Source organism: Vibrio splendidus 12E03 (genome assembly GCF_000272105.2).
Taxonomy (GTDB): domain Bacteria; phylum Pseudomonadota; class Gammaproteobacteria; order Enterobacterales; family Vibrionaceae; genus Vibrio; species Vibrio splendidus_I.
The window spans coordinates 1-17,506 of record NZ_AJZD02000032.1 but is presented as its reverse complement, the minus strand read 5'-3'; the positions used below and the strand labels follow the sequence as shown (position 1 = coordinate 17,506).

The following is a 17,506-nucleotide window of genomic DNA, read 5'->3' as shown; positions in this document are numbered from 1 at the left end:
AAATAATTGCTGATAGAGATTAGGGAAGAAAATGAACAAGTTCACAGTAGACAATCAATCGATGGCGTACCTAGATGAAGGTCAAGGCCCTGTTGTTGTACTCGGCCACAGTTACCTTTGGGATAGTGCAATGTGGAAGCCGCAGATCGAAGCGTTAAAAACTCAGTATCGTTGTATTGTTCCAGAGCTTTGGTCTCATGGTGAGTCACAAGCTGCGCCGAACTCAATGCGTAACCTGAAAGATTATGCTCAACACATTTTGGATCTCCTTGATCATTTAGAAATCGAAGAGTTTTCCGTTGTCGGCCTATCGGTTGGCGGTATGTGGGGAACGGAGCTTGCCGAATTAGCACCTGCTCGAATCAAGTCTTTGGTACTTATGGATACCTTTGTTGGTTTAGAGCCAGAAGTTGCTCATGCTAAATACTTCAACATGTTAGACACCATCACTCAAACTAAGATGGTTCCTCAACCGATTGTTGAAGCTGTGGTTCCATTGTTCTTCGCAAACGATGCTCAAACCAACACGCCAGATTTGGTGGAAGGTTTTACTCAGCAGTTATCAGCTCTTGAAGGCGAAAACGCGGAAGAAGTAGCACGAATTGGTCGAATAGTCTTTGGACGTCGAGATATGATTGAATCGGTAGAGAACTTCGCTCTGCCTGTTTTGATTGCTGTTGGACAAGAAGACAAACCACGTCCGGTACTTGAGTCATATCTTATGCACGATTGTATTACAGGCAGTGAATTAGTGGTGATTCCTGGCGCAGGTCATATTAGCTCGTTAGAGCAGCCAGAGTTTGTGAACACAATGTTGAAGACGTTTTTAGATAAACATCTGCTATAAGCACTCTCGACAGCTAAAACTTATCGGCTTAAATCTTTATATTCAAACGGATATATAAGGTTAAGCCGATTTTTTTTGTCCGAGTTTTGGTTCACTGCCATCAAGTAATCGGCGGATATTCTGATGGTGACGCAACACGATCAAACAACACAACATAGCCACGGGCAGTGTGTATTGCGGTTTGACTAACCAAGCGTAGAAAGGTGCAAGTAGTACGGTAACCAGCGCCGCTAAAGAAGAATAACGAAATAAAAACGCGACCACTAACCACGTCGCCATGATCATTCCCGTTAGATCGAATCCTATTGGGGCGATAGCGCCAAGTGCCGTTGCGACACCTTTACCACCTTTAAAGTGGAAGAAGATCGGATACATATGGCCAAGGCACGCCGCAATTGCGACAACCCCTAAAATGATTGGGTCGATCTTAAGGTAGTAACCAAGCCAGACCGGGATGGTGCCTTTCAGCATGTCACATAGGAGGACAGCAGCAGCTGCGCCTTTGCCGCCAACGCGCAGTACATTAGTGGCTCCAGGGTTATTGGATCCCACCGTTCTTGGATCAGGAAGCCTTAAGACTCGGCATATCAAGACCGCACTAGAGATTGAACCTAGCAAATAGGCTGCAATGATCATGATTAGTGCCAATGGGGTCATGTCTTTCCTTAAACGGTTATAAGCCTAACGATGGGAAAATAATGCTCAATCCAAGAGTAATTGATATCATATCTCGAATTACGCAAATAATACGTTTTTTTCCCCAATATGGGTATCCGACCTCTAAAAGGACAAGTCATGGCACTGGATAAAGTTTTCATTGAACAGCTAGAAGTAATTACAACGATCGGTGTTTACGATTGGGAACAAGAGATTAAACAAAAACTTGTGCTTGATATTGAAATGGCTCATGACAACCGCCCTGCAGGTAAGAGTGATGATGTGGTTGATGCTTTGGATTACTCGACAGTGAGTACTGCCGTGCTTGACCACATTGCGAATGGCCGATTTCTGTTGGTGGAGCGTGTGGCTGAAGAAGTCGCTGAATTGATCATGACTCAATTCTCTGTGCCTTGGATCAAAATCCGATTGGCTAAACCGGGCGCGGTACCACAAGCAAAAGCTGTTGGCGTGATCATCGAGCGAGGCCAAGCATGACAGTAGCCTATGTTGGTGTTGGCACGAACATAGACCGCGACAAGCATGCAAGGGTGGCATGGACAGAGCTTCAATCGTTAGGGACTAACCTTAAATGCTCTAAAGTCTATCACTGTGAGCCCGTGGGTTTTAATAGCCATCCGTTTTATAACTTTGTGATAGAGCTTGACACGTCACTCTCATTGACTGAATTTTCACAGCAGCTGCGTAAAATTGAGTTTAAATGGGGTCGCTCTCAAGATGCGCACAAACTACAAGATCGAAAACTCGATCTTGATATTGTGTTGTTTGGAGAGGAGGTTTCTGAGCGTGAACCAGAATTACCACGCAGTGATATCTACAAATATCCTTTTGTAACACAACCGCTTTATGATCTTTGTCCTGCGAGAGTGATCCCGCAAGACGGAAGAACCGTCAGTGAAATATGGCAGAAGATGCAGCAATTAGACTCGCTCTCTGTCGTAGATATAAAACTATAATTTTTAAGGTAAGTAATGAGTTATTTTGAAGCGTTTATATTGGCGTTGGTGCAAGGCTTTACTGAGTTTTTACCTATTTCCAGTTCTGCACACTTAATCCTTCCTTCTGCTGTTTTAGGTTGGGAAGATCAAGGCTTGGCTTTTGATGTGGCTGTCCACGTTGGTACTTTGGCCGCGGTAGTGATCTATTTCCGTAAAGAAGTGGTCTCTCTGTTGAGCGCATTCTTTGGTTCAGTGTTTAAAGGCGATCGCAGTAAAGAAGCGAAGTTAGCGTGGATGATCATTCTCGCGACGATTCCTGCATGTATCTTTGGCTTGCTGATGAAAGATATTGTTGAGCTTTACTTACGCAGTGCGTGGGTGATCGCGACGACAACGATTATCTTTGGTCTATTGCTATGGTGGGTGGACAAGAACTCAAGCCTGCGCGATGACGAATACCAAGCGGGTTGGAAAAAGGCGCTGTTTATTGGTCTTGCTCAAGCAATGGCGATCATTCCGGGTACGTCTCGTTCTGGCGCAACCATTACCGCGGCGCTTTACCTTGGTTTCACACGTGAAGCAGCGGCTCGATTCTCTTTCTTGATGTCTATCCCAATCATCACTCTGGCTGGTGGTTATTTAGGTCTTAAGTTGGTGACAAGCGGTGACCCAATCCATGTTGGCACCTTGCTAACGGGTATCGTGGTTTCTTTCATCAGTGCTTATATCTGTATTCACTTCTTCTTGAAGCTTATCTCTCGTATGGGTATGACACCGTTTGTTATCTACCGCCTGATTCTAGGTTTTGGTCTATTTGCTTTCTTGATGATGCAGTAGCACTCGACTTACGTAGACAAATGTTTCGTCCTACAGATTGAAACGGAAAAACCCGCCTAGTCGCGGGTTTTTTTATGCATGGTAATCAGCGTTATGGCGATTAATTATCAGCGATTTCTGATAGGGCATTTTCAATTGCGATGGCTCTACGCTTTTCTTGTTCTTCTCTAATATCTTTGCCTTGAAAACCATCAGCAATTATCGCTTTGACTTCTACTTGAAGCGCCGCTTGGTAAGCGACTTCAAAACGTGCTTTTTGAGGGTAAGGCTGAGCTTCTAACCCTTTACGGCCAGCGTGGTCAGCTTGGCAGCAAAGCAAGATATCGTTAAGTCGATCTGGTTTGCGCCAAACATCGAACTTGTTGAGAACCTTAAGGAAGGTTGTCGGCTTGAGCTCGCCGGCACGATGAATGTTTGAGTGCTGCTCACACACTAACAGCGCAAGATCTCTGAACTCATTAGGTACTCTGACTCGCTCACATAGCTTTTTGATGATCTTAACACCTGTGTGGCAGTGCATTTTGTGGCTTGGCCACTCACTTTCAGGTGTAACTCCTTTACCTAAGTCATGCACTTGAGCAGCAAAGCGTACGGGTAGCGATGGGCTTAATAGCGCTGCTTGCTGAGCAACCATCAGAGTATGAATACCCGTGTCGATCTCAGGGTGCCACTTTTCCGGTTGAGGAACACCAAATAGAATGTCAATCTCTGGCAAAACAACCCCTAATGCTCCGCACTCTCTCAACACCGAAAGGAACACTTCTGGGTGTGGCGTGCTGAGTGATTTGTGCCACTCTTGCCACACTCGCTCAGCAGTAAGGTGAGTAAGTTCTCCTGATTGAACGATTGTCGCCATCATGGTCATGGTTTCAGGTGCGACGCTAAAACCGAGGTGGTGAAGCTTGGCAGCGAAGCGAGCAACACGCAGCACACGCAATGGATCTTCAACAAAAGCGTCCGAAACATGTCTTAAGATACGATCTGAGAGATCTCTCTGGCCATGGTAAGGATCGTGAAGATTGCCTTCATCATCTTGTGCGATGGCGTTGATCGTTAGATCGCGGCGCATCAGATCTTCTTCCAGGCTAACATCCGGCGCGAAGTAACATTCGAAGCCTGTGTAACCAGAGCCTGATTTTCTCTCAGTGCGAGCCAGTGCGTGCTCTTCCTTGGTTTTTGGATGCAGGAATACCGGGAAATCTTTACCCACAGCAGTGAAGCCAAGGCTTTCCATCTGTTGAGGGGTACTGCCGACCACGACCCAATCTTTATCATAGCTATCAATATTGAGTAGCTTATCGCGCACCGCCCCACCGACTAGATAGCGCTGTAGCCCATTCTCTTTTGGTAGGCTATCGTATATTTGCAACTTATCACCTCGAAATGTTTTATCACTGCTGGACTTTACGGCAAGCAATGGTACTTTCCATTAATCGTAATTATAGGGCAGCACATGTATAAGGAATATTTTGGCTTCGTTGAGATGCCATTTTCGATTGTACCAAATTCTCGCTACTTGTTTTTGAGTCAGCGCCACCAAGAGGCGATGCAGAACCTACAAGCCGGTTTAGGTGAGGGTGGGGGCTTTGCAATGCTTACTGGTGAGGTGGGAACAGGTAAAACAACGGTCGCTAAGGCGATGTTGTCTTCTCTTGATAGCCAAACTCAAGCTGGCCTTATACTTAACCCTACGTTTTCCAATACGGATTTACTTGAAGCTATCTGCGATGAGTTTGAGGTCGAGTACCCAGAACAGGCATCCTTGAAGCAGCTGAGTCAGGCGATTCACTACTTCTTACTGGATAGTCATGCGGAAGGTATTCAAACCTTATTGGTGATAGACGAAGCCCAACACTTAGCTGCCGATGTGTTGGAGCAGCTACGCCTTCTGACGAACTTGGAAACCGACAGCCGCAAGCTGTTAAAAGTACTGTTGGTTGGCCAACCTGAATTACAACAACACTTGCAGACCACGCAACTGCGCCAGCTAGCGCAGCGTATTACGGGGCGTTACCATTTGTTGCCTCTCAATATTCAAGAAACCGGTAAGTACATCGCGTTTCGTCTAGAGACGGCTGGTGGCGAGCAGATGCTGTTTTCGAATCGTTCCGTCAAGCTGATTGCTCAATATACTCATGGCATTCCAAGGCTCATTAACTTGGTGTGTGATAAGGCGCTGCAGTTAGCTTTTCATGAGGGAGAGCAAACACCAAGTAATGATACGGTCAGCAAAGCGTGCCAGCAGATCATGGCGTTTCAAGCCGAGGTTTACCATGTCGATAAACCTCGCGCCGCGAGCGCGCTACCAAAGCTAGCTAAATACGCTGGTGCGGCTACCTTGAGCGTCGCGCTTGCGATGGCAACCTTTCATTTTGCCCCTACCTACATAGATTCATGGCTAACATCCAAATCTTCAAATGAAGTCCAAGCAGTAAGCTCAGCTAAGATGCAGCGCTCCTTAGTAGCAGATACGCCTAAGGTTGTTGCTGAGCCTGAGACAGACAAGTTTGCACTGCCGCCACATATTCAACAACACTTGAGGCAAGGGACTAACCGCTCGCTGGCTATCAAGGATTTATACACCCTTTGGGGATACCAGTCTTCATTGCGAGACGGTTTATGTCTAAGCGAGCCGCAAAGTGTTTTCGTATGTGAACAGCAACAATCTAGCTTGGATGACTTACTTGAGTTAGGCGTTCCTGTGGTGTTGAACTTAGACATAGAACAAGAATCTGTGTTTGCGGTGCTTTATGGCGTATCACAAGATTCTGTCGAACTACTGGTTAACGAAAAACTCTTAGTCATGCCGAAGCAATCTCTAGAGCAGATCTGGCAGGGTGATTATGTCGCGATTTGGAAACAGCCGTTGCGAGAGACGCTGAAAGAGGGTTACCAAGGTGAAGCTGTGGCTTTGCTTGATTTGTTGCTTTCTGAGGTGTTGGGAGAGGTTGTGTCTGGTAGTGATGTATTTGATTACGAATTAAAAATGAAGGTTGAAGCGTTTCAAACTTGGCAGGGTATGTCGGTTGATGGCATTGCAGGTAAGCGCACCTTGGCAAGGTTGCAGAGATTAGCTCAACTCGATTCGCCTAAGCTGATGTCACTAGAAGGGGGCGAAAGCTAATGTCACGTATTATGCACGAACTTAAACAGTCGTCTCACAAGGCGTCTTCTATTAATCAGCACTCTCTTAGCAAGCCAAGCTTCAAAGGCTACCAGAATCATCATGTTCCTAATTCTGCCAAAGGGATGAGCAACAAGCGAGGTTCATCGTTAGCGATGGGGCTACTTTTAATCTTGGTTCCTTCTTTGTTGGTAGGTGGCGTTCTGGCTTATCAATCTTACCATCAACAGCAAACGGCTAGCCAAGCTGTCACCACTTCGAACACAGAACCACAGCTAGCTCAATTCAAGGATGTCGAAACGGCTGACTTGAATGCGGAAGAAGAAATGGAAGATGGGCCTCTGTTTGTGGTGCGTTCAGCACCGACAAGTAAGGCGTTAAAGTCGTTACCTCGGCAAGAGGTTTATGCTCAGGTTTATTTTGACAGCACTAACCTCTCTAGTGGAGTTACTGTGCCGGTAGTCATAGCCGAGAGCAGTACGCGAACGATAGATGATTCAGAGCTGTTATTAGCTGAGCCTGAAGTTGGACCTGGTGTAAGCGATAAAGGCAATTATCAGCAATCAGACAGCGATCTGCTGCAAGGGCTAGACCTCAGTGAGTTGCCACCTGATTTGGCATTGAAGCTTGAATCCATTATGGGTGAGCAACAAAGCGCTCCTGAACCAATGGACTCTAGACCAGCAGGGCAAAGAGGTTCTCAGGTCATTGAGTTGGAAACGCACACCAATAGCTTATCAGGAGTCCTTCCTAAGTTAGACCTACAAACCCATATGTACTCGAGTAGCGAAACCAAGCGTTGGGTAAAAGTGAACGGCCAAGAAGTGGCGCAAGGAGATTGGATTGGACAAGACATTCAATTACTGGAGATTAAGCCACAATCGGTAATCATAGAGTTCAATCAGCAGAAGATAGAAATCCCAGCTCTGTACGAATGGAAAGGCTAGCGAGTTCTATAAGTATGTAGATAACAGACAAATAAAAAGGAGCACCTAGGTGCTCCTTTTTGATATTCGATACTGAATTTACTGTACCTGATACAAGCGTTAAGTCTACGCCCAACCGTTTGGTGACTTTCTGCGACGAGGCATGATGTGTGGCAGAACAAGGCCAAGAAGTAGACCAATACCCGCAACACCACCACCGTACATGAAGTACTTTAATAGTAGGTCGTCTTTTTGAGTGTCTAGCTTAGCGCGTAGTTCACGGTTCTCTGTTTGAGAGCTCGTCAGCTGCTGGCTAATTTCACTGTAGTTCTGTTCTAGTTCAGCAATCTGCTTGTTACGAGAATCTAGAGAGCTTGCTAGGCCAGCTTTTTCGCTGTCAGCACTCTGACGAGCGTTCGCTAGCTTGCCTTTAACTTCTGTCAGCTCTTTCTCTAGCTTAGGCATGCGCAGTGCCATGCTTTCTTTTGTGCTTACAAACTTGCTTTCAACCCAACCTTTACGGCCACGGTTGTCTTGAATTTGGGTGTAACCTGTACTCTTGTTAGTTTGTAGGTATGTAATCTTTTCACCAGCATCAACACTACCTATGATACGGAAGGTGTTGTTTGGGCCAGAATGCATATAAGTAAATAGTTTATCAGCAATATAACGGTCTTGTGCAAAGGCAGCTGGAGCCGCAAGCATTGCGAACAAAACTAAGCTAATCAGTTTTTTCACAGTAAATCCCTTAACGATTCAAATTGGGTAGGCGTATGAGTCAGCCTCAATCAGCAAATAATATTTAGTTTCTTTATGCGGTGCAACAAAGAAGGGAGGCAAAGCCTCCCTTTCTGTGCGTTTGAGTCAATAATGACATGGCATTTACATATCGTTACTGAAGCTCACACTATTCTGACGCTAGTATTCACTAACGCAGTCGCGATTACATAGTAAACGCAGCTTGAATTCCGTAGAAGAACACAACAGCAAGTAGAGCACCTGCAGGCAGTGTCACAATCCAAGAAGCCACGATATTACGTACAACGCCTAAGTTTAGTGCTGCGATACCACGAGCAAAACCAACACCTAATACTGCACCAACTAGTGTCTGTGTAGTAGAGATTGGAAGGCCAGTACCTGAAGCTAGTACAACCGTACATGCAGTTGCAAGTTGTGCAGCAAAGCCACGGCTTGGTGTTAATTCTGTAATACCAGTACCAACGGTTGCCATTACTTTATGACCCATTGTTGCAAGACCAACAACGATACCGAAACCACCTAGAGGAAGAATCCACCATGCGATAGTACTCTTACCTGTGATTTCACCCATGTGCTCAACGGTTGATACAACAGCAGACAGTGGACCAATCGCGTTCGCAACGTCGTTTGAACCGTGTGCAAATGCCATCGCACAAGCTGTGATAACCATTAGTACCGAGAAGATGCCTTCAACACCGGCAAAGCCGTGGTCTTCTTCGCGGTTAGCAAATTTCTTCTGGATGTATAGGTAACCGCCGATCATAACAAGCGCAGAAACGCCAGCAGCCCAAACCCATGCTTCAGTGTTGCTTAGGTGAAGACCAACGTGCTTAAGACCTTTCTTGATGGTTACAAGTGCAATCACCATCGTTGTGATGAACATGTATACCGGTACAAAGCGCTTCGCATTGAATAGCGGGTTCTCTGTATCAAAAATCAGTCGTTGAGCACTTACAAATATCACGTAAGCGAAGAAGCCGGAAATAACGGGTGTGATAATCCAACTGCCCACAATACCTTGAACACTGTTCCAGTCTACCGCTTCAGTACCTACAGAAATACACGCAAAACCGATGATTGCACCGATGATTGAGTGAGTCGTAGAAACAGGCCAGCCCATGTAAGAAGCGAGAAGTAGCCATGTACCAGCAGCAAGAAGTGCTGACATCATGCCGTACACAAGTACATCAGGTTGATGAGCGAATAGAGACGTTTCGATAACACCTTTACGGATCGTGTCTGTTACTTCGCCGCCCGCAAGGTAAGCACCTGCGAATTCAAAGATCATTGCGATAATGATCGCTTGTTTAACGGTTAGAGCTTTAGAGCCTACTGAGGTGCCCATTGCGTTCGCAACGTCATTTGCACCAATACCAATAGCCATCAAGAAACCGAAAGCTGCTGCAACAATAATCAGGACAGTGCCGTAGTTAGCAAGGATATCCATCGTAATACCTAGTTGTTTGATAACAAGCGGAACAAATTTAGACGCAAAAAACCGCTCAGCGAGAGAAATACTCAGCGCATAAGTGGTTTGTTCAAAAAATGCTCTTCGTTATATGGTTAACGTATGATTTAAGATCGAGAAAGCATTACTTCAAGACGAGCGCCTACACGCTGTGCTTGATCTGCAATACCACCAACCCATTCAAGAATTTTGTATAAGAACATGATATCAACTGGATTCAGATCGCCTTCAATTGCCATTAGTTGTTGGCGTAGTTCGATCTGCATCGCATCCGTGTCATCTTCAATTACATCTAATTGATGAATCATTTCGGCAACGAGTGTTACTTCACGGCCTTTAAAGCCAGTTTCAAGTAATTCGTCTAATTCATTGATTACGTTTTGTGCTTGGTTCGCTGCATCTAGACAACGTTTAACGTAAGCGATGAAGTTTTCTTGCATTGGAGCAGGAATGACAAGTTGACGACCATATACACGGCCAGCAATGTCTTTCGCTAGGTTTGCGAGTTTGTCTTGTTGCGTTAATAGCTCCAACATATCGGTGCGATCAACTGGCATAAACAAACCACGAGGAAGTTTAAGACGAATTTCACGTTTTAGTACGTCAGCTTCTTTCTCAAGGTGAGAAATTTGAGCTCGAATTTCTGATGCTTTTTCCCAGTCACCTTTTGAAGAAACTTCAAAGAAATTAACTAGGTGAGAACAACATTCGTTCACGCATACTACGTGACGCTGCAAAGGTTTAATTGGGGACTTTGCAAATAACCCCATAATTGTATTTACTGGCATGGTCATCCAACCTAATAAATAATAACCTTAAAACAACATACACCATATTCATGGTGAAATGTTAAGCGATGGCTACAAAGTCGCGCATGTTAACCTAATCAATCTCTCATTAAAACTGTTTTAGATCATCATAAGGGCGATATTTCTGACTTGCCGACTTTTCAAATTGGCAATATCCTGTCCCTATCTTCACAGAAAGGTATAACTATGGAAACCGAGATAGAACTGAAGTTTTTTGTTTCTCCTGAATTTTCAGAGACTTTACGCAATAAAATTGCTGAAACTAAAGTACTTCAGCACAGTTGTCGTGAGCTAGGTAACATCTACTTTGACACCGCTGACAACTGGCTACGTAAGCACGATACAGGCTTACGCATTCGACGCTTTGATGACGTATTTGTACAAACCGTAAAAACTGCTGGTCGTGTGGTTGCTGGCCTGCACCAAAGGCCTGAATACAATGCAGAGCACGACAGCAACGAACCTAAGCTAGCCTTGCACCCAGAGGATATCTGGCCAGCAGGTAAAGACATCGAAACGCTGCAAGCTGAGCTGACTCCTCTATTCTCTACCAACTTCACGCGTGAGCAGTGGTTGATTGGTATGCCTGATGGTAGCCAAGTCGAGGTCGCATTCGACCAGGGCTTTGTTGAATCAGGCGACCTGCAAGAACCGATTTGCGAAGTCGAATTGGAGCTTAAATCCGGTCAAACGGATGCGCTATTTACATTGTCTCGTCAATTCTGCGAGCAAGGTGGCATGCGTTTGGGTAACCTAAGTAAAGCGGCTAAGGGTTACCGCCTTGCTCAAGGTTATCAAGGAGATGAAGTTACTCCTTTGACTTTAGTTGATACTGATAAAAGTGATACCGTTGAATCGTGTTTCATTCAATCTTTAGAGCACGCTCTCGCTCATTGGCACTATCATGAGCAGATCTTCACCGAGCGCCAATCTATTGAAGCACTGCATGAGATCAGCCACTCGCTTAGCTTTATTCGTCAAACCTTCACTATCTATGGTGGTATTGTCCCAAGACGTGCAAGTGCTATTTTACGCCAAGAGCTCAAGTGGCTTGAGCAAGAGCTCGATTGGCTGAAAAGCTATGATCACTTCGAAGACTTGCTGGAAGATAAAGGACACGTACTACGTAAACTCGATGCGCGTAAGTTCTTAGTCGCTGAGCTTAAAGAGATGCAAGAGCAACTGCCAGATCGTGAAGATCTGCTTACCTTGCTGAGCTCTGCTCGTTACACCGGTTTATTGTTGGATCTGAGCCGTTGGATCTTGTCTCGTGGCTGGCAGCCTTTCTTAGATGAGAAAGCGCGTGAGCAAATGGGTCGTGGTATTGAATGGTTTTCCGTGCAGCAACTCGATCGCACATGGGCAGACTTGATGGAAGCTTTCCCACCAGAGCGAGTGATGACTAGCCAAGCGTATATTGAGCAGCAATACCGTTTGATGCGAAACCTATATTCTGGTGTTGGTTTCGCGAGTTTGTATGATGACGCTGAGCGAAACAGTTTCCGTTTACCTTGGGCCGATATGGTGCAAGGCATTGATGACTTGCTGGCACTTAAAACATTAGAGCCTTTGACTGAGAAGTTGGAAGGCGATGAGAAGGTTCAGCTAGAGCGTTGGCTGGCTCGTCAAGAAGTGTCCATTCTGCATGCGATGGAACAGACACGCCAAATCAGTGTTGAGGTTGAGCCATACTGGCAAGACTAGATTCAATATCTATATCAATATTAGTATGAATTTGAAAATAGGGCTCCGGCCCTATTTTTTTGTTTGTTGCTCAAGCTTTTCGAGTCGTTCTAAGATCTTCTGTTGTTGCTCGATGATCTTCTCAAGGTGCTTCTCTTTGTTTTCCGCCCGTTGATTCTCATGATGAGTGGGAGAGGTGATTAAAGAGGTAATCAAGCCTGAAATCATACCAAAAACGCCCACGCCACAAATAATAACCAAAGAAGCCACTAATTTCCCTGAACTCGTCACTGGGTAGTGGTCGCCATACCCCACAGTACTGATGGTAACGAAAGCCCACCATAAAGCATCTTGGCCAGTGGTAATGTTGGCATTAGGGTCTTTGTGCTCTAACAGAAGTATTGTTCCTGCACCTATGGTTAAGAGAATAACCAGAAGCAGAATGATCGAAGCGAGAGTGGTCTCTTTTCTATTGCGAAACAGCTCTCTGAAAACGCGTTTACCCGAGCGCAAAACCAGAATCACGCGCAAGATCTGAAAAATGCGAGCGAAACGAAGTGGCTCGATCATTGGGATGCTTGCTAAGAAATCGATCCAGTGTACTTTTAGATATTCTTTTTTGTTTTGTGACCTGAATAGATCAATAGTGAGCTGAAAAAGAAAAACGCTACAGATTATAAAGTCCAGGCCGATAAGAACTTGTTTCGATTCTTTATCAATCGGTGCAAACAATAAGCCTGAGATCACAAATAACGCTAAGAAAGAGAGAATCAGTGATAATAAGCTCATCGGCTTAGTGGTGTCTTTGATACTATTTAACATTCATACGAGGCTCAAAATAAATCGCGAACTTTGACTGACATAGCCATCTCGCGGATATAGAAGCCATCAATATATAAGAGTTAATGGAGAACTGACAATGACTAAACTGTCATTCAAGCCGTGGGAAAGGGTAATCTCTGACGTTCGTCTCGTTCCAAAAATGGTCATGCTGATGATATTCAGCACTATCTTGATCATTTCGAAGCAGCTTTGGGACGCAAGTACGTTTTACGATTCATTGCTTGCTGTAACCAATAACGCACAAGTCGCACAGCAGCATTACGAGACTTATCTTGTTCAAGTAGCTTGGCAAACAGCCTTAATGATCATTGTGTTTGTGGTTCTTCTATTAGCAGCGGCGCGCGTTATGCTGCGTCAGACTCAATACCTTAATGACGCCATTAAAACCATGGCCGACAAGAACTTATCAGTGCCGATTCAAATGGACTGTAAAGATGAATACGGCGATGTGGCACGCGAACTTGAAAAAACTCGCGTCCAACTGAACGACATGATCAAAACTCAGGTAGCCTCTTCTGATGAGCTGTTTGCTCTGACGGAAGTGATGACCATCAGCATGTCTGAAACCAAAGATTCAGCGCAAGAAGAGTTCAACGAGATCGATCAGCTAGCAACAGCAATGAGTGAGATGACCTCTACGGTACAAACTGTCGCTGAGCATGCGCAAAGCGCTTCGTCATTGACTGAACAAGCATCAGGCCAAGCTCTTACTGGTCAGAAGTTCGTTCAAGGGTCAGTGTCTAAGATGAGTGAGCTATCCTCAGATATCGCAGCATCTGCAGCTGCGGTAAACCAAGTAGAAGAACGCGTTGACTCAATTGGTAGCGTTGTGGGTACTATCCAAGGTATTTCAGAACAAACGAACCTGTTAGCACTGAACGCAGCGATTGAAGCCGCGCGTGCAGGTGAAGCGGGACGTGGTTTTGCGGTTGTTGCCGATGAGGTTCGTAACCTTGCGCAGCGTACTCAACAAGCGACAGTCGAGATTCAAGATATGATCAGTCACCTACAAAGCAGCGCTAACTCAGCCGTAGAGTTGATGGAGAAGAGTGTTGTAGAAGCGGCTGAAGGCGTTGATCTGGTAACCAATGCTGGTTCAGAGCTAGATGGCATCGTAAGCCAAGTCAACCAAATCAATGATATGAACTTCCAGATCGCGACCGCTGCAGGCCAACAGAGCAGTGTTGCTGAAGAGATGAGTGTTAACCTAACCAATGTTCGTGAGCTTGTTGAAGCCTCTGTAGTGGTCGTTGGTGAGCTGTTGGAGACCTCTCAGCTTATGGAAAGCAACGCACAAGAACTCGACGGTAAGATTAAGCAATTTAAGGTTTAGTGTTGTTCTCTAAACCCTTATTGATAGAGGCTGTTTTCTAGAGAGAAAGGCCTAACTCTATAAGTTCACTGATAAAACGCCCACATTGCTAATGTGGGCGTTTTTTATTGGCAGAACTTTGGTATAACTTATCCCTAGATATTAAAACGGGTTATCAAAGCTCGTTGTTAAACTCGTCTGTTAAAACTATTTACTAAAGAACAGAACCGATTGTTCAGCGCGCAGCTTATACAAGGAAGAAACATGCCATTGCCTTCTCAAATCGTCACTCACTCACAGTCTGCTTTTGAGCAATTATTAGAGCATCAAAGTGAAGCCATCAGTACTTGGTCTGAGCCACTGACTGAAGATCTTAAACGTGTACTCGGTTTAAGTTGTTTTATTGGAGATTGCCTGCAGCGTGATACGGTTTTATGTGCTGACTTACCTGATATGTTGGCATGCGAAGAACGCGCTGAAGCGTACCGAGAACGATTGGCTGAATTACTTTCTGGTTGCGCCGATGAAATGAGCGGTCAGCGCGTACTGCGTCAATTCCGTAATCGAGAAATGACCTACATTGCTTGGCGTGATTTCATGGGTTCGTGGGAGCTAGAGCAGAGCCTAAATCATCTATCGATGTTGGCTGAGGCGATGATCTTCGAAACCTACCAATGGCAGTACGATATTTGTTGTAAAGAGTGGGGCACACCTTGTAATGAACAAGGCGAAGCACAGCCGATGTTGATCATTGGTATGGGCAAGCTAGGGGGCGGTGAGCTTAACTTCTCTTCCGATATCGATCTGATCTTCACCTACCCAGAGAATGGCGAAACCCAAGGTGCGAGACGAAGCATTGCCAATGCGCAGTTCTTTACCCGTCTAGGGCAACGTGTTATCAAGGCGCTTGATCAGCAAACCTTTGATGGGTTCTGTTATCGAGTCGACATGCGTCTGCGCCCGTTTGGTGAGAGTGGTCCACTTGTGATGAGCTATGCCGCACTTGAAGACTATTACCAAGAGCAAGGGCGCGATTGGGAACGCTACGCTATGGTTAAAGCGCGCGTGATGGGCAGCGAGATGTATCCGGAGTATCAAGAGCTTCGCCAAATGCTACGTCCGTTTGTGTTCCGCCGTTATATTGATTTTAGTGCGATTCAATCTCTGCGCCGAATGAAATCGATGATCAGCAGCGAAGTGCGTCGTCGTGGTCTCTCGAACAACATCAAGCTTGGCTCTGGTGGTATTCGTGAGGTTGAGTTTATCGCGCAAGTATTCCAATTGATTCGTGGTGGACGCGAGCCTAGCTTACGCGGTCGAGGGTTACTGGAAACCCTAACGGCTATCGAGTCATTGCACTTGCTTGAATCAGAAGAGGTAGGGCACCTACGTGAGGCTTATCTGTTTTTGCGTCGCCTTGAGAACCTGTTACAAGCAATGGCTGACAAGCAAACTCAAACGTTACCTGACGGCGAATTCGAACAACTGCAGCTTGCGGTTGCCATGCAATTTTCCGATTGGGATAGCTTGATTGTGGCAACTCGCGCCCATATGGCGAATGTACATACCGTGTTCGAAGACCTAATTGGCGTTGATGAAGATGACGCTAATCCGATCGCGAGTCATTTTAGCGAACTGTGGGATATGGCCCATAAACCAGACGTGATTGAACATGTACTGGAGCATGATATTGCGGTCGCTAGCCCACCAGAAGCGGCAAAAACCATCATCCAATTTAAAGCTGATCTAGCTAAGAAGACCCTTGGCCCACGTGGGCGTGAAGTCCTCAATCGACTGATGCCAAAAGTCTTTCAAGCACTGTACACAGCTAAGGATGCCGAGTTTGGTTTGTCGCGAGTACTGCATCTACTGCATAAAATCGTTACGCGTACCACTTACCTTGAGCTGCTAGATGAACACCCTGCAGCGTTGACTCAGTTAGTTCGTTTATGTACGGCAAGCCCGATGATTTCGGAGCAGTTGGGTCGTTATCCAATTCTGTTAGATGAACTTATCGACCCTCAGCAACTCTACAATCCAGTGCCTTTAGAGTCTTACAAGACCGAGCTGCGTGATTACCTTGCCCGTATTCCTGAAGACGACATGGAGCAGCAGATGGAAGGTCTGCGTCAGTTTAAGCAGACTTGTATCCTAAGGATTGCTGCGGCGGATATAGCGGGTGTGCTGCCGGTGATGAAGGTGAGTGATCACCTGACTTACTTAGCAGAAGCGGTTGTTGAAGCCGGTGTTAACCAAGCTTGGTTACAAGTGTCGGCTAAGTTTGGTGAGCCCACTCATGTTAAAGACCGTGAAGGCCGCGGTTTTGCTGTCGTTGGTTATGGCAAAGTTGGCGGCTGGGAGCTTGGTTATAACTCCGACCTCGATATCGTGTTCATGCACGACTGCCCGGTACACATCTATACTGATGGAAAGAAAGAGATCGATGGGCGCCAATTCTACTTAAGATTAGCGCAGCGTATTATTCATATTTTCTCGACCAGAACCGCTTCTGGCATTCTGTACGAAGTCGACACTCGTCTACGCCCTTCTGGTGCATCTGGCCTGTTAGTGAGTCCAACCGATGCCTTTGACGAGTATCAGCATAATGACGCGTGGACATGGGAGCACCAAGCCTTGACTCGCGCTCGTATGATTTATGGTGATGAGTTATTGGCTTCGGCATTTAACAAAACACGTCATGAGGTTTTGTGCCTAGCGCGTGATGAGACAACACTCAAAAAGTCCGTTGTGGATATGCGTGAAAAAATGCGCGACCATTTAGGTGGCAAAAAAGTCGACCGGTTCATGCTGAAACAAGATGCCGGTGGTATCACTGATATTGAGTTTTTGGCGCAATATTTAGTACTTAGATACAGCAACGAGAAACCTAAGCTTACTCGTTGGTGTGACAATGTGAGAATCTTTGAAAGCTTGTTGTCGCAAGGGATAATGGACGAGCAACAAGGTATGGCATTGACCAATGCGTACACCACATTAAGGGATGAAATCCACCACCGTAATCTACTTAACCTTGATGCGGATGTGGCGATTGAAAAGTTTGAAATGGAAAGAGAACATGTTGTTCAGGCATGGAAGCAGTGGATGGAAGCATAATTCAGTCATAGCGTAGCGAGTGCTATGTTTATCTTGATAGGCTTTTACTCATTTATCTGTAGTTTAGCCACTGTAATCAGTGTGCTAGACTCTAGCCAGATTCGATTTTTGGAGCTCAACAATGAAACCAATTCTACCTGACTACAGCCAATCAGGTGTTCTTATTGT

General features: G+C 45.6%; 15 protein-coding genes. 9 read left to right on the top strand and 6 right to left on the bottom strand.

The window, feature by feature from the left end:
• Nucleotides 1-31 precede the first annotated feature (31 nt).
• Nucleotides 32-847: an alpha/beta fold hydrolase gene (locus A142_RS03445; protein WP_019826874.1), complete on the top strand. Its 816-nt coding sequence runs from the start codon at nucleotides 32-34 to the stop codon at nucleotides 845-847.
• Between the two features lie 60 nt (nucleotides 848-907).
• On the opposite strand, the gene plsY is transcribed toward A142_RS03445, so the two are convergent.
• A complete protein-coding gene (plsY, locus tag A142_RS03440) occupies nucleotides 908-1,504 on the bottom strand; it encodes a glycerol-3-phosphate 1-O-acyltransferase PlsY (RefSeq protein WP_009847793.1) in 597 nt (198 codons plus the stop codon).
• Nucleotides 1,505-1,642: 138 nt separating this feature from the next.
• Here plsY and folB point away from each other — a divergent pair, with 138 nt between their 5' ends.
• From folB to A142_RS03425, 3 genes are read left to right on the top strand one after another with little or no spacing between them, the layout of a single operon-like run.
• Complete coding sequence (folB, locus tag A142_RS03435) at nucleotides 1,643-2,002, top strand: dihydroneopterin aldolase (protein WP_004735969.1); 360 nt, start codon at nucleotides 1,643-1,645, stop codon at nucleotides 2,000-2,002.
• Nucleotides 1,999-2,481: a 2-amino-4-hydroxy-6-hydroxymethyldihydropteridine diphosphokinase gene (gene folK, locus A142_RS03430; protein ID WP_019826871.1), complete on the top strand. Its 483-nt coding sequence runs from the start codon at nucleotides 1,999-2,001 to the stop codon at nucleotides 2,479-2,481. Before folB ends, folK begins: the two co-directional genes overlap by 4 nt.
• Before the next feature lie 15 nt (nucleotides 2,482-2,496).
• Complete coding sequence (locus A142_RS03425) at nucleotides 2,497-3,300, top strand: undecaprenyl-diphosphate phosphatase (protein ID WP_019826869.1); 804 nt, start codon at nucleotides 2,497-2,499, stop codon at nucleotides 3,298-3,300.
• Nucleotides 3,301-3,400: 100 nt separating this feature from the next.
• Here A142_RS03425 and A142_RS03420 read toward each other — a convergent pair whose 3' ends face one another.
• Entirely contained in the window at nucleotides 3,401-4,717 is a 1,317-nt protein-coding gene (locus tag A142_RS03420; RefSeq protein ID WP_019826867.1) for a multifunctional CCA addition/repair protein, read from the bottom strand.
• A gap of 36 nt (nucleotides 4,718-4,753) precedes the next feature.
• On the opposite strand from A142_RS03420, the gene A142_RS03415 reads away from it, so the two are divergent.
• Both A142_RS03415 and A142_RS03410 read left to right on the top strand, forming a co-directional pair.
• Entirely contained in the window at nucleotides 4,754-6,424 is a 1,671-nt protein-coding gene (locus A142_RS03415) for an ExeA family protein (protein ID WP_019826865.1), read from the top strand.
• Nucleotides 6,424-7,371 carry a general secretion pathway protein GspB gene (locus A142_RS03410; RefSeq protein WP_019826863.1) on the top strand — a complete coding sequence of 316 codons (948 nt, stop codon included), beginning with the start codon at nucleotides 6,424-6,426 and terminating at the stop codon, nucleotides 7,369-7,371. Before A142_RS03415 ends, A142_RS03410 begins: the two co-directional genes overlap by 1 nt.
• A gap of 105 nt (nucleotides 7,372-7,476) precedes the next feature.
• Here the strand turns inward: A142_RS03410 and A142_RS03405 are convergent, their stop codons facing one another.
• From A142_RS03405 to A142_RS03395, 3 genes are all read right to left on the bottom strand, one after another.
• Nucleotides 7,477-8,088, bottom strand: a complete 612-nt coding sequence (locus A142_RS03405) for a TIGR04211 family SH3 domain-containing protein (RefSeq protein ID WP_019826861.1) — start codon at nucleotides 8,086-8,088, stop codon at nucleotides 7,477-7,479.
• 205 nt (nucleotides 8,089-8,293) lie between these two features.
• Complete coding sequence (locus A142_RS03400; protein WP_017061418.1) at nucleotides 8,294-9,556, bottom strand: inorganic phosphate transporter; 1,263 nt, start codon at nucleotides 9,554-9,556, stop codon at nucleotides 8,294-8,296.
• A 128-nt stretch (nucleotides 9,557-9,684) separates the two neighbouring features.
• Nucleotides 9,685-10,365, bottom strand: coding sequence for a TIGR00153 family protein (locus A142_RS03395; protein WP_010434644.1), 681 nt, complete (start codon nucleotides 10,363-10,365; stop codon nucleotides 9,685-9,687).
• A 207-nt stretch (nucleotides 10,366-10,572) separates the two neighbouring features.
• Here A142_RS03395 and A142_RS03390 point away from each other — a divergent pair, with 207 nt between their 5' ends.
• A complete protein-coding gene (locus A142_RS03390; RefSeq protein WP_017102953.1) occupies nucleotides 10,573-12,090 on the top strand; it encodes an inorganic triphosphatase in 1,518 nt (505 codons plus the stop codon).
• Between the two features lie 51 nt (nucleotides 12,091-12,141).
• Here A142_RS03390 and A142_RS03385 read toward each other — a convergent pair whose 3' ends face one another.
• Entirely contained in the window at nucleotides 12,142-12,891 is a 750-nt protein-coding gene (locus tag A142_RS03385) for a potassium channel family protein (RefSeq protein ID WP_019826855.1), read from the bottom strand.
• Between the two features lie 97 nt (nucleotides 12,892-12,988).
• Between A142_RS03385 and A142_RS03380 the strand changes: the two genes are divergently transcribed.
• Nucleotides 12,989-14,245 (top strand): methyl-accepting chemotaxis protein, encoded by a 1,257-nt coding sequence (locus A142_RS03380; RefSeq protein ID WP_019826853.1) that lies wholly within the window; start codon nucleotides 12,989-12,991, stop codon nucleotides 14,243-14,245.
• Nucleotides 14,246-14,488: 243 nt separating this feature from the next.
• A complete protein-coding gene (glnE, locus tag A142_RS03375; RefSeq protein ID WP_019826851.1) occupies nucleotides 14,489-17,338 on the top strand; it encodes a bifunctional [glutamate--ammonia ligase]-adenylyl-L-tyrosine phosphorylase/[glutamate--ammonia-ligase] adenylyltransferase in 2,850 nt (949 codons plus the stop codon).
• Nucleotides 17,339-17,506: the final 168 nt, after the last annotated feature.